Below are 15,320 nucleotides of genomic sequence, written 5' to 3'. Positions count from 1 at the left end.
ACGGTTATTGAAAATTCTAACCGGATAAAGTATAATATCATAAATTAATTTAACAGGGGGAATTTCATGCAGATTAAAGATATTATAGAACACAACAGGGACTTTGTAAAAAACGGCGAGTATAAAAAATACAGTACGAGCAAATATCCTAATTATAAAATGGCTATACTTTCATGTATGGACACAAGGCTGACACAGCTCCTTCCGGCGGCGTTAGGCATTAAAAATGGAGACGCCGTTATAATTAAAAATGCCGGCGGGCTTATTTCACATCCGTTTGGAAGCGTTATAAGAAGTCTTATTATAGCCGTTTATGAACTTGGGGTTGAAGAAATACTTGTAATAGGGCATACAGACTGCGGCGTACAGAACATGGACAGTCAAAAACTTCTTGATATGATGGTTGAACGCGGGGTTGAAAAAGAGCAGATTGAGATGATTAATTACTGCGGCGTTGATATTAAAAGCATGCTACATGGGTTTGACGACGTTAACCAGTCTGTGAAAGAAACTTCTGAAATGCTTATTAACCATCCGCTTCTTCCGAAAAATATTAAGGTATACGGATTTATAATTAATTCCGTAACGGGAGAACTTACGGAACTTGTTTGACAATTTTGAATAAGGTTTTGATTTGTACTGAAAGCGTCTATTGTTATAGGCGCTTTTTTATTGTTTTTTATATTTTAAACTGTTTCGAAAATATAATTTATGTTTCTTAAAATTTTTTTAAATTTATTTTTTATTTGATAAAATATTGTTAATCAGCCCATAAAATGCTATACTGTTGTTAAATTTATATTTAATTTTTAGGGGATAAAAAAGTGCGAAAAGTAAAAAAAATAAGATATAATTCTCCGGTTATATTAACTTTTACATTTATATCTTTTGCGGCTTTTTTGCTGAATATATTAACTTCGGGAGCGGCAAACAGATTTGTTTTTTCCGTTTACTGTTCATCGCTTGCCGATCCTTTGTTTTTTGTACGTCTTGTAGGCCATGTTTTCGGGCATGCCGATTGGGAACATTTTTGCGGAAATATTATAATGATGCTGCTTATCGGCCCGTTGGTAGAAGAAAAATACGGTAGCGTTGACGTTTTCTTCATAATTATTATTACCGCTGTAGTTACAGGCGTTATTAATATTATATTTTTTCCTTCAACTGCATTGCTTGGGGCCAGCGGTATAGTTTTTGCATTAATAATGCTTTCGTCTTTTACATGTATTAAAGGCGACGGTATTCCGCTTACATTTATTTTTGTGGCGATATTCTATTTTGGAAGCGAGATTTATAACGGCGTATTTGCCGATGATAATATATCGAACTTAACGCATATTATAGGCGGAATTACAGGCTGCTTAATCGGTTACGCCGTTAAACCGGGAAAGAGGCGTTTTTAAAAGTAAGAGCAATCAGGGGTGTTTATAAATGTTTGTTAGGGAGAAATTAAACAGTCTAAACGATTATTTCAGCAGCTATCAGCAAAGGAGCGGCAAAGGCGTTTATTTTTGCCGTATTGTTTCATACAATCCCGAAGTTGAAGAGTTCCTTATGCATTATTTTGAAGAGGCGAGGAAGTGCAACGGATATATATCCGGAAAAATAAATAACCCTGATGAACGTCAGCTTGCGTTTTTTGAGGAGATTGTAGGGACAGATTTTGTTATGGATAAAGCGTTTATAAGCAATTCCATTAAAAAGTGGCTTCCGCGTATAAGCGCAATTCAAAATAAAGACATTTCTGAAGCTTTATTTGCCGTTTTGGACGGCATGATGAAAAACGGGAAAAACTTAAATATGCTTAAAAATGCATATATGAAATACATGTGCTGGTTTTACTATAAATTTGAACAAACGATTTCAAATCTCGGAAAGAACGAGCCGCCTAAAATTTTATATGAAGGAAGTATCTCGGATTATGAAATAAAAGCGCTCGATATACTTTCAAAAAGCGGATGCGATATAATGATTGTGGAAATACCGATTTCTGCAAATAAAAGCAATTATAAACCGTATTCTTCGGACGTTCAGCTTGTGAGTATTTCGGGTGGGAAATTTTTCCCGGCGGAGTATTCTTTGGCCAAACAAATAAATAATCGGAAAAATACAGTAAAAATTCAGACACAAAGGCCGCAGAAAACGTATTCTCCAAATATACAGCCGGAGGCGAAACAGCAGATCGGCAGTATTGAAGACCATAAAATTATGATAGAAACAAACTATGTTATGGCAACAAATATATGGCTTTCTGGAGATATATGGGAGAATTCATATAAAATCCAGTCCGATAGGGGAACGGAAAAAACTTATATATACAATATGTTTGTAAGAATACGCGGCGTTGAAGACAAAGAACAGTATATGAAAAATCTGCTTAAATGGAAGATGAAACTCGAAGGATTAAGCCGAAATGTAGTTATTGTTGAAAAAAAGATGCCGATGCCGGAAGTATCCGAAGTTAATTCTATAAAAAGAGGAACGTATTCTTCGCCAAGGCAGATGCTTGCGTTTATGGTTGAAAATATAAATTTTCCAAAGTGCGGCGAGCTTGAGAAACTTTTGCGTAAATCATTTCTTGAGTTGTTTTTAAATATTAACGAGCCGCTTAATATACTCACAAATAAAGCGGTTTGCCTTCTTTGCTGGATTAAAAGGTATGTGCCTAAGCTGTTTGTAAGCTGGAAAATATATGAATATCCCGTATTTGTTTTGTATGGAGGGTGTACGAGTGAAAACGAGGCTTTGTTTTTAAAAATGCTTTCAAAAACTCCTGTTGATATTTTCGTGATATGCCCAGACTTGAATATGCAATGCGTCCTTGAGGATAAATTTTTATTTGATAAAGTTTACGATGAATCAGCGCCTCTTGGAGAGTTCCCTAAAAGCGTGGATGAAATATCTTTCAAAACCGCGGCTTACAATGCCGAAAGAGATTTGGATACGCTGATGTATAACGGAACCGGCTTGTATAGGAACCGGCAGTTTAAAAGGGCGATACCCGTAAAAATACAAACTACATATGAAGAAATAGGCATTTTGTGGCCTCAGGAAGCTAAGTACAGGCCGGATTTTGAAACGCTTGACGATAAGGTTATCGTGCCCGTTATATGTTCAAAGGTTTCAGGTGTGCCTAACGGCGACAGAGATAAATATTGGACGTATATAGCCGGTCTTATTGACGACGAAACAACAGTAATAAAAAAAGCTCCTTTTATTAAGCATAATTCCCCGAACCCGATTAAAATGCATTCGGCTTCATTTTTAAAAAATGGAGTTCTTCAGATTGAAAAAATTAAGCTTCACCCTGTATATAAATATGGATTTATAAGGGAAGATATGCAGGATTACATGTTTGACAAGCTGACAAAACTTTTAGATTCCAAGCTGATTAAAGGTACGTTTGAAAACGGGACGGAATATACGATTGTTTCGGTTGCGCTTAATCTTGATATGAACATATTGAGGGCGGTACAGAAATTTGATTTTACAAAAGAAATACCGAAGCTTTTAATTATTAATACAACAGAAGCGCTTTTCAGTCTTGAGGACAGTATATTAGCAGCGTATTTGTCGATGCTTGGGTTTGATATACTTATGTTTGCTCCGACAGGTTATCAGGGCGTGGAAAGATTTTACAATAAACCGTTTTTTGTTGAACATCAGGCCGGAGAATATATTTATGACATGGAAGTGCCTGATCTTGAAAAAACGTCCGACAGCATGAATAAGCTGGGATTTATAAATAAAATATTTAAAAGGAGATAAGACTATGGGAATTGATTTTGGAACTAAAAAAACTTCCGACGCGGTTCAAAGCCAAAACGAATTGGTTGTTGAAGATTACAACATTCAGGCGGACAGAGAAAAAATGAGGACTGAACTTTTGAATTCTAAAGAAGTTGACGATCTGGTAAGCACCATAGTTGTTGACGATCCCGAAACAATAGTGTCTTTTGGCAGTGAAGTGGCGGAAGAAATAGCAAAAAGTTCTGACGTTGTTTTAAACAGCATGAATATGCAGCAGATAAACGACAGCGGAGAAATGCTCAAGCTTTTAGGCGAAATTATGGATAAATTCGATATTAAAGAAATTGAGGAGAAGCCAGGACTTTTCGGACGGCTTTTCAATAATATGAAAAAACAGTTGGATCAAATATTGGCCAAATATCATACTATGGGCGAAGAAGTAGACAAAATATATGTAAAGCTTAAACAATATGAAAGCGAAATAAAATCTTCAAACCGAAATCTTGAAAATATGTTTCAGACAAATGTGAATTATTACCATAGCCTTGTACGCTACATTATGGCCGGTGAACAAGGCGTGCGCGAACTTGAGGCATATATAGCTCAAAGAACGGGTGAATATGAACAAAGCGACGACAATTCGATTCAATTTGAACTTACAAGCCTGGAGCAGGCTAAACTTATGCTTGAACAGAGAGTGCAGGATTTACGCATTGCAGAAAATGTGGCGCTTCAATCAATACCGATGATAAAAACAATGCAATTCAGCAATATGAATCTTGTAAGAAAAATAAATTCCGCTTTTATCATAACTCTTCCTGTTTTTAAGCAGGCCCTTTCACAGGCTATACTTTTGAAGCGACAAAGAATCCAGGCGGAAGCAATGAGCGCCCTTGATGAAAAAACTAATGAAATGCTTATTAAAAATGCGCAGAATACAGTTTTACAGTCTAAAATGACAGCTCAGCTTGCGTCCGGAAGTTCTGTAAAAATCGAAACTCTTGAAACTACTTGGCGAACGATTGTAAACGGAATTGAAGAAACGAAACAAATACAGGAAAATGCAAAAAAGAAACGCGAGGAGGACTGTGTGCGCTTGAATGCAATTAAGGAAGAATTTGAAAAAATGTATTCTAAGGGCAATAAGATACAGTAATTTTTACAAAAGGAGAGGATTACATGCCTATCAATCTAAGAAAGGGACAAAAAATTGATTTAACAAAGGGAAACCCGGCTTTGAAACATTTGATGGTCGGCCTTGGATGGGATGTTAACAAGTACGACGGCGGGATGGATTTTGATCTTGACGCCTCCGCGTTTTTGATAGGCGCCAACGGCAAAGTGCGCAAGCAGGAAGACTTTGTTTTTTACGGCAACCTTCAGCATGAAAGCGGCGCTGTTAAACACATGGGAGATAATCTTACCGGAGAGGGCGACGGCGATGACGAGCAGATTCAGGTTGATTTGTCCTTAATACCGGATGATGTGATGAAAGTGGTTTTCACTGTTACGATTTATGATTCGGATGTGCGCAGGCAAAATTTTGGACAAGTTTCAAACGCGTTTATCAGAATTGTTGATGAAGACAAAAACACGGAATTTTTGCATTATGATTTGGGAGAGGACTTTTCTATTGAAACTGCCGTTGTCGTAGGTGAAATCTACAGATATAACGGCGAGTGGAAATTTAATGCTATCGGTAGCGGATTTAACGGAGGCCTTGCGGCGCTGTGCGCTAATTACGGTATAGAAGTTGCATAAAAGGGAGGAATATATATGCCAGTAAATTTAAAGAAGGGACAAAAAGTTAGTCTTACAAAGGACAATCCGGGACTGAGCCAGTTGATGGTCGGTTTAGGATGGGATATAAATAAGTTCGATACGGGAGGTTCTTTCGACCTCGACAGCGCGGCATTTATGCTTGGCGACAGCGGAAAAGTTGGAAGCGACGCGGATTTTATATTCTATGGGAATTTAAAACATCCAAGCGGAAGCGTGCAGCATATGGGAGATAACAGAACTGGAGAAGGCGACGGCGACGACGAGCAGGTTTTAATTAATTTGCAGTCGGTTCCGCCGAATATATCGAGGATTGTTTTCACGGCGACAATATATGAAGCTGAAGCAAGAAACCAGAATTTTGGACAAGTTAACAATGCTTTTATAAGGATTGTTAATATGGCGAATAATGAAGAAATTTTAAGATATGATTTGGGAGAGGATTTTTCTATAGAAACAAGCGTTGTTTTTGGGGAGCTTTATAAAAATAACAACGAATGGAAGTTCAACGCTATCGGAAGCGGGTTTAACGGAGGACTTTCAGCGTTGTGTGCAACATATGGTGTGGACGCCGAATAACAAAGAGGAGTTGGTTTAATATGTCAATCAGTTTGCAAAAGGGACAGAAAGTTAGTTTAACTAAGGACAACAGTTCGCTTAATAAAGTTATAATCGGTTTAGGATGGGATCAGGTTAAGAAAGCAAAAAGCGGAGGGCTTCTTGGTTCTATATTTGCATCAAAGCCTGCCGATATTGATTGCGATGCGTCGGCGCTGCTTTTAAAGAGCGGAAAATTGGCAGGAAAAGAAGATATTGTATATTTCGGCAATTTAAAACATTGTACGGGATCGGTACAGCATATGGGGGATAACCTTACCGGGGCCGGGGATGGCGACGATGAACAGATAATAGTCGAGTTGTCCGATGTGCCTCAGGAATATGACAGGATTGTTGTTGTCGTAAATATTTATCAGGCAGTACAGAGAAAACAAGATTTCGGAATGATAGAAAATGCTTATATACGAATAATCGATGCAAAATCAAATAATGAAATGTGCAGGTATAATTTATCGGAAAACTATGACGGCATGACGGCTATGATTTTCGGCGAAGTCTACAGAAATAACGGCGAATGGAAATTTAATGCTATGGGACAGGGAACGGATGATCCGGGACTAGGCGAATTAATAAAAAGATACATATAAGATTAACTGTAAGAAGGGGCGCATGCCGTCCCTTCTGCAATGTTGGCAAAATTTAGCGCATGCTTTAATTATAGGATCTTATGCAATTTTTGAATAAAAATATAAGCCGAAATAATTTTATATTTCCGGCAATAATTTAAGAAAATATATAATTGCCATTTTGCCAAAGGAATTATCGTTATTTATTATATCATGTTTTATTTTTGCCGTATATGGCAGAATGAGAGGGAACTATGAAAATTACCGGATTAACAGACGAGCAAGTAAGGATTTCAAAAGAACAATACGGCGACAACAGCATGACTGAAGTCGAAGGGGAGAGTTTTTGGAGCAAGCTTAAAGGCAACTTTGGCGATCCAATGATTAAAATTTTATGTGTTGCGTTAATAATAAATATTGTATTTGCCTTTTTAGGGCAGACAGAATGGTATGAATCGGTCGGCATTGCCATAGCCGTAATACTTGCAACATTTGTTTCGACATTTTCAGAGTATAATAATGAAAATGCGTTTCAGAAATTGCAGGAAGAAGCGTCTAGGATATACTGTAAAGTCTACAGGAACGGCGATATTATAGAACTTCCTATAAACGATTTGGTTGTAGGCGACTGTGTGCTTTTGCAAAGCGGAGATAAAATACCGGCAGACGGAAAACTTATATCAGGAAATTTGAAAGTCGACCAGTCTGTTTTAAACGGCGAAAGCAAAGAGGCTTCAAAAGAGGTGATGCCAGAAGGATATATAGATGAAGAAACATCCATGGACTTTTTGAATAAGTATAAAGTTTTCAGGGGATCGGTTGTTTGTTCTGGAAATGCCGTTATGGAAATTACGACTGTAGGCGACAAATCTGTTTATGGACAGATTGCAAGCGAACTTCAGTACAATGACGAACGTGAATCTCCGCTTAAAGTAAAACTCGGAAAACTTGCGGATTCAATAAGCAAATTCGGATATATAGGCGGTATTGCAATAGCGGTTGCATTTATGTTCCAAAAGATTGTTATACATAATCAATTCGACGTACAGTTAATGATGGGATATTTTTCAAACTGGATGGTTGTTATAAACGATTTAGTTGAAGCGGTAATGCTGGCCGTGATAATAATCGTTATGGCTGTTCCGGAAGGTCTGCCGCTTATGATTGCTCTTGTTTCGGCTCTTAACATGGGCAAGATGCTTAAAGATAATGTATTAGTGCGTAAAATTGTCGGCATTGAAACGGCAGGAAGCCTTAATATTTTATTCAGCGATAAAACGGGAACGATAACAAAAGGCCAGCTTGAAGTTGTAACGTTTGTAGACGGATTTTTAAATGAATACGGAAGTTTCAATGACGTTACGGGAGATATAGGGAATATACTTTCTTTGAGTATTTTCCATAATACCGACGCAATAATTTCGGGAGAAGGAAAAGATATAAAAGTCATAGGCGGTAACGCCACTGAACGCGCTGTTTTGGCGTATGCTGCAAATTCAAAAAGCAATGTAAACGCGTCGAAGGTAGGCGCAATACCTTTTAACAGTACAAACAAATATTCGGCGTCTTCTATTGAAGGCGAATGTAATATAACATTACTTAAAGGCGCGCCTGAAAAAATTATTGAAAAGTGTAAAAGCTGTTACAATAAATCAGGAGAGATTGTTCCTTTTGAGAAAAGCAAAGAGCTTGACGAAAAGATTAACCAGCTTGCAGGACGTGCAATCAGGGTTTTGGCTTTTGCAACGTCAACAGGTAAAATTAGCGGTGACACACTTCCTGCCGACGATTGGGCGCTTGTCGGCATAATTGGGATAAGGGACGAAGTACGTCCTGAATCGGTTACTGCTATTAAAGAAGTTCAAAATGCCGGTATACAGGTTGTTATGATTACGGGCGACAGAAAAGATACGGCTGTCGCTATTGCGAAAGAAGCCGGAATTTTGCGCGACGAAACGGATCTCGTAATGACTTCCGACGAGCTTGCCAATATGACTGATGACGAAATAAAAGGAATAATTAAAAATATAAGAGTTGTTGCAAGAGCCCTTCCAAGCGATAAGAGCAGGCTTGTAACAATAGCCCAGGATTTGGATCTTGTTGTAGGGATGACAGGCGACGGCGTTAACGATTCGCCGGCCCTTAAAAAGGCTGACGTTGGTTTTGCAATGGGCGGAGGAACCGAAGTTGCAAAAGAAGCAAGCGATATTGTTATTTTGGATGATAATTTCAGCTCGATTGAAAACGCTATATTATACGGGCGTACAATTTTTAACAGTATAAGGAAGTTTATTATTTTCCAGCTTACAATAAATGTCAGCGCTGTTATGATTTCTTTCATATCTCCGCTTTTGGGTATGGAAAATCCGCTTTCAATCGTGCAGATATTGTGGATTAACCTTGTAATGGATACATTGGCAGCCCTTGCGTTTGGCGGAGAGCCGGCTTTAAGGCGTTTTATGAAAGAAAAACCGAAACGCAGGGACGAAAATATTATAAGCGGCTATATGAAGTCGGAAATTTTAACAGGAAGTTTATGGACATTTGCAATGAGCATGTTGTTTTTGCTGACTCCTGTATTTGATTCGTTTTTTAGGGGCGATGCAAACTCCAAATATTTAATGACAGGCTATTTCACATTTTATATTTTTACGGCTGTTTTCAATGCATTTAACGCAAGAACGGAAAAGATAAATTTGTTTGACAATATAAACCTTAATCATGGTTTTTGGAAAGTAATACTTCTAATTGTTGTTATCCAGATAATCATGGCTGACTTCGGAGGGGATATTTTAAGATGTTACGGTCTTACTTTGACAGAGTGGGCGGCAGTTACTGTGCTGGCATTTACAATTATTCCTGTCGATTTAATAAGAAAATTGGTTTTAAAATTTAAAAACAGCTAGTATTTCCTTTGGGTTCATGCCGTATTTTTCGGCATGAACTTAACTTTAAAAAGATTTGGAAAGGGCGTTAATGTGATTTTATTTTTTTCTGATTTAGATAATACGCTGATATACTCATATAAACATGATATAGGAAAAAGATACCTTGTGGAAAAAAAGGGCGACAAGGAATTATCATACATAACAGAGTATACATATACGGCGTTAAAACATTTATTTTTGCAGGAAAATATTATGTTTGTTCCGGTTACCACACGTTCGGAGGAGCAATATAAAAGGATTGAGTTTCCGCATGGTTTTGTTCCTGAATTTGCTATTGTCAGCAACGGAGGCGTATTGCTCCATAACGGGAATAAGGAACCTTTGTGGGAAAAGTTAACAGCAGATCTTGTTAATGAGGTTTTAGATGAACTTCAAAAGGGCCGTAAGTTTTTGGAGGAGGAAGGCGTGAGCTTTGAAGAAGTGCGCCTTGTTGACAACGTATTTATATATACTAAATGCCATGATGTAAAAAGTTGTATTAATTCGCTGTCGGATTTACTTGACTTAAATAAGGTTGTTATAGAATCGAACAATGAAAAAATTTATATTATACCCAAGACGGTTAATAAAGGCGAGGCTGTGAGACGTTTTGGAAAGGCTATGGGGGCGGATTGTATTATTGCCGGCGGAGACAGCGTTTTGGATCTGCCGATGCTGTACGAAGCGGATATAGCTGTTTTTCCTCAGAAGCTTAGGCGCTGGTGTGCGGCAAGTTTTAAAAATGCACATGTGGTAAGCGATAATGAATTTTTATCAGATGCGGTTTTAAAATTTGTACTTGATATGGTTTGAACGAAGAGAATGGAGATAAAATGGAACAGTTTGATAAAATTAAAAGCGGCATAAAAAGAAACTGGAACAGGGATAAACTTCAATACGCTGTAGGGGCCATGCTGTATACGCCGGCCTTAAATACTTCTATAGCTGACAGCGTTATAAACAAATCTTTGAGTATGCCGTATTCACTAACGCTGTGTCTTGAAGATTCTATAAGTGATAATTCTGTTGAAAAGGCTGAAGCGGAATTGGAAAATACAGTAAAGAAGATATACGGCGAATGGAAAAGCGGAGGAATCTCAGACATCGATATACCTTTGATATTTGTTAGGGTGAGAAATGCCGCACAGCTTAAAAAGATTAACGGATTTCTTAAAGAGTATTATCGTATTATTGCCGGATATGTGTTTCCGAAATTTTCTTTAGGATGTGCAGATGATTATATAGAAACTATCAAAGAAATAAACGGCGTTTCAAAAGAAAGGATTTATATGATGCCGATATTAGAAAGCGGCGATATTATTGACTTGAGGACAAGACATAATATACTTTATTTAATTAAGGAAAAACTTGACTGTGTTAAGGATTTTGTTTTAAATATTCGCGTTGGGGGCAACGATTTTTGTAAGGAATTTGGAATTAGAAGAAATTTAGAAGAAACTATTTATGATATAAAAACAGTCAGTTCAGCCTTGGCGGATATTTTAACTGTTTTTTCACGTGAATACGTTGTTTCAGGGCCTGTATGGGAATATTTCGCAGGAAAAGGCATGGCGTGGGAAGAAGGATTAAAAAGAGAAACGCGCCTTGATATATTAAATGGGTTTGTTGGCAAAACTGTTATTCATCCGTTGCAAATTGCGCCTGTAAACAGTTGTCTTGCGGTAAGCAGGGCTGATTACAATGATGCGTGCGATATTTCGGGATGGAATTGCGGATCTCTTGGAGTTTCTAAAAGCGGAAACGGTGAAAGGATGAATGAACTTAAGACGCATTTGGCATGGGCTGAAAAAATTTTATGCCTTGCAGAATTTTATGGGGTGTCCAAAGATGATGAATTTTGATAAAGACAGCCTCGTTAGATTTGCAATGAGGGATAATAATAAGCTTAGGCCGTATCTTTTGGTAAATCCTCTTCAAGGAAAACATATGCCGGTTGCCCCCGAAACTGCTTTAAACATGTTTAATATGCTTGCAAAACTTCTTTGTGACAGATATAGGGAAGAAAAACTTTTTCTTATAGGATTTGCCGAAACTGCAACCGCTATAGGCGCATCTGTATCTGTTTCATGTGAAAACGTATTGTACTATATCCATACTACAAGGGAAAATGTCAATGGGGCGCATGGATATTTAAATTTTTCTGAGGTACACAGCCATGCATCGGAACAAAAACTTGTTTTAAACAACCTTGAATATTTTATAAAGAATACAGATCGTATTATTTTTGTTGAAGACGAGGTTACAACAGGAAATACTATACTGAATTTAATTTCTGCATTACAAAGCAGGTACGGCAGTTTAAAAAAGCTTAATTTTGGAATTTTATCAATATTAAACAGCATGAGTGATAAAGCGATTAGTGATTTTGAAAAAAACGGTATTTCATGTATGTTCATCGAAAGGATTGATAACAGTAAGATTATAAACGGGCTGAAGAAATATAAATTTGATGAAAGGCTTAAAAAAGAAGTATCCTTTGCGAAACCGAATTTACAGAGATTATATATTTCAGGAATGGAAGATCCCAGGATGGGGGTATGTGTGCAAAGGTATTTAAAATCATGTGAAAAGTTATCGAAAGAGCTGGTTAATTTTATTGATAATAAAAATCAAATATGGAAGAAAATACTTGTTTTAGGTACGGAGGAATTTATGTTTCCGCCGCTTTTATTTGCGTATGAATTAGCTAATAAACTTGGTGCGGACATAAAGTTTCATGCAAGCACGAGAAGCCCCATACTTCCGAGCAGCAGCGACGGATACCCTATTAAAACAAGGCATGGCCTTAAAAGCGTATACGAAAATGAGCGGAAAACATTTATTTATAACCTTGAAAGCTATGACGCTGTTATTTGGATTTATGATTGTATAGGAAACGATGAAGGGATAGAATCCATGTGCGGCGCGTTGGAAGGCTGCGGCTGTAAAAATATTTATGCAGTAAGGTGGGGAGAATAATTGCGGAGCACATATAAAAATGAAGACGTTACGATACTCTTGAAAGATATAACGGGAATTGTTAATCCGATAGCTACCGAAGAGAGGGAAAAGCTGATTCAAAGCGGAACCCATTACAGTGAAATGCTTCCTGTTGAATATAAACCTACGGAAAAATATATGGAAGTTTACAGGAATGCATTAAATATATTTTCTGAGGATACGGCAAATGCAGTTGCCGTTGTGTCCCAAAAAATATTAAATAAAAAAGGGGAAAAAGTTGTCCTTGTTTCGCTTGCGAGGGCAGGAACCTCAATAGGCGTGCTTATAAAAAGATATTTTAAAGATATATGGAATATTGAAATACCGCATTATACAATTTCGATTATACGCGGACGGGGAATTGACAAAAATGCAATCGACTATCTGCTTAAAAGATACCCGGCCGAACTTATACAGTTTGTTGACGGTTGGATTGGAAAAGGGGCTATTTTGAATGTGCTGAAAGAGGCGGTTGCTCCATACGGAGGCGTTTCACCTGAATTGGCTGTGCTTGCAGATCCTGCCAATATGACGGAGTTGTGCGGTACGCATGAGGATATTTTAATTCCGAGTTCATGTTTGAACTGCACTGTTTCAGGGCTTATAAGCAGGACTTTTTTAAGAAACGATATAATAAAAGGCAGTGATTTTCACGGCGCCGTTTATTATGGGGAGCTTTTGAAAGAGGATTTAACTTATGATTTTATAGAATGTGTTGAAAAAAATTTTAAAGATAATATTGAATTTAATGATACAAAAAAATGCCGCAGCGGATACAGTGAAGTTGAGGAGATTGCCGCAAACTTTAAAATAAACGATGTAAATTTGATTAAACCCGGAATAGGGGAAACTACGAGAGTGCTTTTAAGGCGTGTTCCATGGAAAATACTCATAAACGAAAAATATGCCGATGATATTTCTTTAAAACATATATTTCAGCTTGCAGAAGAGAAAAATGTTGAAGTTGTATTATATCCTTTGGAAAATTACAGGGCATGCGGCATAATCAAGGAGTACGGCGATATTTAATTTAAAAGGAGTTACATAAAACGCTTATGAATCAAATATAGTATTAAATAGGCAGTCTTGTTTTACTATGATATTTTCCGCTTGAAATCAAAAGAAAATATCAGTATGGAAATTTTTGTTTTTAATAATATTTTTCTGATAATTATGGTTTAAAAATATAATAAGAATAAGTTGATTTTTAGTTAAGCGTTTTAATTTATAGTTTTCTAATTCAATTTGCGAATCATAAATAATAAAAATAAATATTGTATTTATATGTAATAGTTTATGAGTCTGAACAATAAAAAAACATCTTGAAAAGAGTTTCAATTTCTTCAGGATGTTTTTTATTTTATAAGTTTTTTTAAATTAAGCGGACAGATTTATAATTCAAAGCTTTACATTTAATTAAAAAACTAATTTTTATTTCATGAGTTTGGTTTCAAATCATATGATTGTATTGTACTTTACTTATGGGATAATATATCGTAGTGATTATGAGAATGATTATATTTTCTCACTCCCTGTAATAATAATGCTTTTAAAAGCATTGTCGGCATTTTTTTCCGCATCTTCCAGTCTGTTGGCAGTTGCAGTCAGATGTCCCATTTTGCGTTTTCCTTTGCTTTCTTCTTTTCCGTAAATGTGAAGGGTTACTCCGGGAACTTTGAGGCAGTTGTCGGCGCCTTTTACAACGGCTTTTCCTTTAAATCCGTTTTCCCCGAGGATGTTGCGCATAACTGCCGGGCGTATAAGAGATGCGTCGCCTAGGGGCAGACCGCTTACGGCCCTTATATGCTGTTCAAATTGGCTTGTAACGCATGCTTCTATTGTATAATGGCCGCTGTTGTGAGGGCGTGGCGCAACCTCATTTACGGCTACGTTTCCTGAACTGTCAACAAACATTTCCGTGCAGAACATTCCGACACCGTTAAAAACTTCCATAACACGTTTTGCAAGCTCCATAGCCTTCTTTGTTGTTGCGTCATCTATTCCGGCAGGAACTTTTGTTTTATCCAGTATATTGTCGAAATGTATGTTTTCGGCCACTGGGTATACTTTAATGTCGCCGTCTATCGAACGACAGGCAAGAACTGAAATTTCCATAGTAAATGGAAAGAATTTTTCTGCCATTAACGGCAGTGAGCCGTTGCCGAGGAATTTGTATCCGTTTTCGGCGTCGTCGGCATTTTTAACAACATAGTTTCCTTTGCCGTCATATCCGCCTGTAGCCGCTTTTAATAACATAGGATAACCGAATTTTTTTCCGGACGTAAGTATATCTTCAACATTCCTGATTTCAATAAAGTCTGGTACGGGAATTCCGTTTTCTTTTAAAAGGCATTTCTGTGAATATTTATTTTGTATTATTTCAAGACTGGAAGCAGTAGGATAAACTTTTTTACCTTCTTTTTCCAACTCTTTAAGAACCTTTGAATTTATATGTTCAAATTCATATGTAATAACGTCGCTTTTTTCTGCAAGCCGACGTATTGCTTTTTCATCTTCAAAATCCGCAACTATATGTTCGTCAACTAATGTGTTGGCAGGGCAGTGAAGGGTAGGATCTAAAACGGTTATATAAAATCCCATCTTTTTTGCTTCCAAAATCATCATTTGGCCTAATTGGCCGCCGCCTATTATCCCTATTTTTTTATGTATATTTTCCATT

At 37.1% G+C, this 15,320-nt stretch carries 13 protein-coding genes; 12 read left to right on the top strand and 1 reads right to left on the bottom strand.

The annotated features are described in order from the left end of the window. Positions 1 to 66 precede the first annotated feature (66 nt). The 12 genes from NE664_06100 (at position 67) to NE664_06045 (ending at position 13,669) form a co-directional block, all read left to right on the top strand. The gene (locus NE664_06100) at positions 67 to 612 is read left to right on the top strand and encodes a carbonic anhydrase (GenBank protein MCQ4726235.1); all 546 of its coding nucleotides are present in this window, start codon (positions 67 to 69) and stop codon (positions 610 to 612) included. Between the two features lie 212 nt (positions 613 to 824). Next, positions 825 to 1,403, top strand: a complete 579-nt coding sequence (locus NE664_06095) for a rhomboid family intramembrane serine protease (protein MCQ4726234.1) — start codon at positions 825 to 827, stop codon at positions 1,401 to 1,403. Positions 1,404 to 1,431: 28 nt separating this feature from the next. Beyond that, complete coding sequence (locus NE664_06090) at positions 1,432 to 3,768, top strand: YceG family protein (GenBank protein ID MCQ4726233.1); 2,337 nt, start codon at positions 1,432 to 1,434, stop codon at positions 3,766 to 3,768. 4 nt (positions 3,769 to 3,772) lie between these two features. Beyond that, positions 3,773 to 4,906 (top strand): toxic anion resistance protein, encoded by a 1,134-nt coding sequence (locus NE664_06085; protein ID MCQ4726232.1) that lies wholly within the window; start codon positions 3,773 to 3,775, stop codon positions 4,904 to 4,906. A 23-nt stretch (positions 4,907 to 4,929) separates the two neighbouring features. Next, positions 4,930 to 5,511 carry a TerD family protein gene (locus tag NE664_06080; protein ID MCQ4726231.1) on the top strand — a complete coding sequence of 194 codons (582 nt, stop codon included), beginning with the start codon at positions 4,930 to 4,932 and terminating at the stop codon, positions 5,509 to 5,511. Positions 5,512 to 5,526: 15 nt separating this feature from the next. Further along, a complete protein-coding gene (locus NE664_06075) occupies positions 5,527 to 6,108 on the top strand; it encodes a TerD family protein (GenBank protein MCQ4726230.1) in 582 nt (193 codons plus the stop codon). A 20-nt stretch (positions 6,109 to 6,128) separates the two neighbouring features. Next, entirely contained in the window at positions 6,129 to 6,734 is a 606-nt protein-coding gene (locus NE664_06070) for a TerD family protein (protein ID MCQ4726229.1), read from the top strand. A 233-nt stretch (positions 6,735 to 6,967) separates the two neighbouring features. Further along, complete coding sequence (locus NE664_06065) at positions 6,968 to 9,619, top strand: calcium-translocating P-type ATPase, PMCA-type (protein MCQ4726228.1); 2,652 nt, start codon at positions 6,968 to 6,970, stop codon at positions 9,617 to 9,619. Between the two features lie 72 nt (positions 9,620 to 9,691). Further along, the gene (locus tag NE664_06060; GenBank protein MCQ4726227.1) at positions 9,692 to 10,453 is read left to right on the top strand and encodes an HAD hydrolase family protein; all 762 of its coding nucleotides are present in this window, start codon (positions 9,692 to 9,694) and stop codon (positions 10,451 to 10,453) included. A gap of 20 nt (positions 10,454 to 10,473) precedes the next feature. Further along, positions 10,474 to 11,502: an HpcH/HpaI aldolase/citrate lyase family protein gene (locus NE664_06055; protein MCQ4726226.1), complete on the top strand. Its 1,029-nt coding sequence runs from the start codon at positions 10,474 to 10,476 to the stop codon at positions 11,500 to 11,502. Further along, the gene (locus NE664_06050; protein MCQ4726225.1) at positions 11,489 to 12,619 is read left to right on the top strand and encodes a phosphoribosyltransferase family protein; all 1,131 of its coding nucleotides are present in this window, start codon (positions 11,489 to 11,491) and stop codon (positions 12,617 to 12,619) included. Before NE664_06055 ends, NE664_06050 begins: the two co-directional genes overlap by 14 nt. Further along, positions 12,620 to 13,669 carry a cysteine protease StiP family protein gene (locus tag NE664_06045; GenBank protein ID MCQ4726224.1) on the top strand — a complete coding sequence of 350 codons (1,050 nt, stop codon included), beginning with the start codon at positions 12,620 to 12,622 and terminating at the stop codon, positions 13,667 to 13,669. A gap of 486 nt (positions 13,670 to 14,155) precedes the next feature. Here NE664_06045 and NE664_06040 read toward each other — a convergent pair whose 3' ends face one another. Next, positions 14,156 to 15,319: a 5-(carboxyamino)imidazole ribonucleotide synthase gene (locus NE664_06040; protein ID MCQ4726223.1), complete on the bottom strand. Its 1,164-nt coding sequence runs from the start codon at positions 15,317 to 15,319 to the stop codon at positions 14,156 to 14,158. Position 15,320 lies beyond the last annotated feature (1 nt).

It is taken from the genome of Anaerotignum faecicola, assembly GCA_024460105.1.
GTDB lineage: Bacteria > Bacillota > Clostridia > Lachnospirales > Anaerotignaceae > JANFXS01.
Note: the sequence above shows the minus strand (reverse complement) of the source record. Positions and strands in the feature narration are given on the sequence as shown.

What these genes read in the sequence shown, in the direction of transcription:
- NE664_06100 (MCQ4726235.1), top strand. Translation starts at nt 67, where the DNA reads ATGCAGATTAAAGATATTATAGAACACAACAGGGACTTTGTAAAAAAC.
- NE664_06090 (MCQ4726233.1), top strand. Translation starts at nt 1,432, where the DNA reads ATGTTTGTTAGGGAGAAATTAAACAGTCTAAACGATTATTTCAGCAGC.
- NE664_06085 (MCQ4726232.1), top strand. Translation starts at nt 3,773, where the DNA reads ATGGGAATTGATTTTGGAACTAAAAAAACTTCCGACGCGGTTCAAAGC.
- NE664_06080 (MCQ4726231.1), top strand. Translation starts at nt 4,930, where the DNA reads ATGCCTATCAATCTAAGAAAGGGACAAAAAATTGATTTAACAAAGGGA.
- NE664_06075 (MCQ4726230.1), top strand. Translation starts at nt 5,527, where the DNA reads ATGCCAGTAAATTTAAAGAAGGGACAAAAAGTTAGTCTTACAAAGGAC.
- NE664_06070 (MCQ4726229.1), top strand. Translation starts at nt 6,129, where the DNA reads ATGTCAATCAGTTTGCAAAAGGGACAGAAAGTTAGTTTAACTAAGGAC.
- NE664_06065 (MCQ4726228.1), top strand. Translation starts at nt 6,968, where the DNA reads ATGAAAATTACCGGATTAACAGACGAGCAAGTAAGGATTTCAAAAGAA.
- NE664_06055 (MCQ4726226.1), top strand. Translation starts at nt 10,474, where the DNA reads ATGGAACAGTTTGATAAAATTAAAAGCGGCATAAAAAGAAACTGGAAC.
- NE664_06050 (MCQ4726225.1), top strand. Translation starts at nt 11,489, where the DNA reads ATGATGAATTTTGATAAAGACAGCCTCGTTAGATTTGCAATGAGGGAT.
- NE664_06040 (MCQ4726223.1), bottom strand. Translation starts at nt 15,319, where the DNA reads ATGGAAAATATACATAAAAAAATAGGGATAATAGGCGGCGGCCAATTA.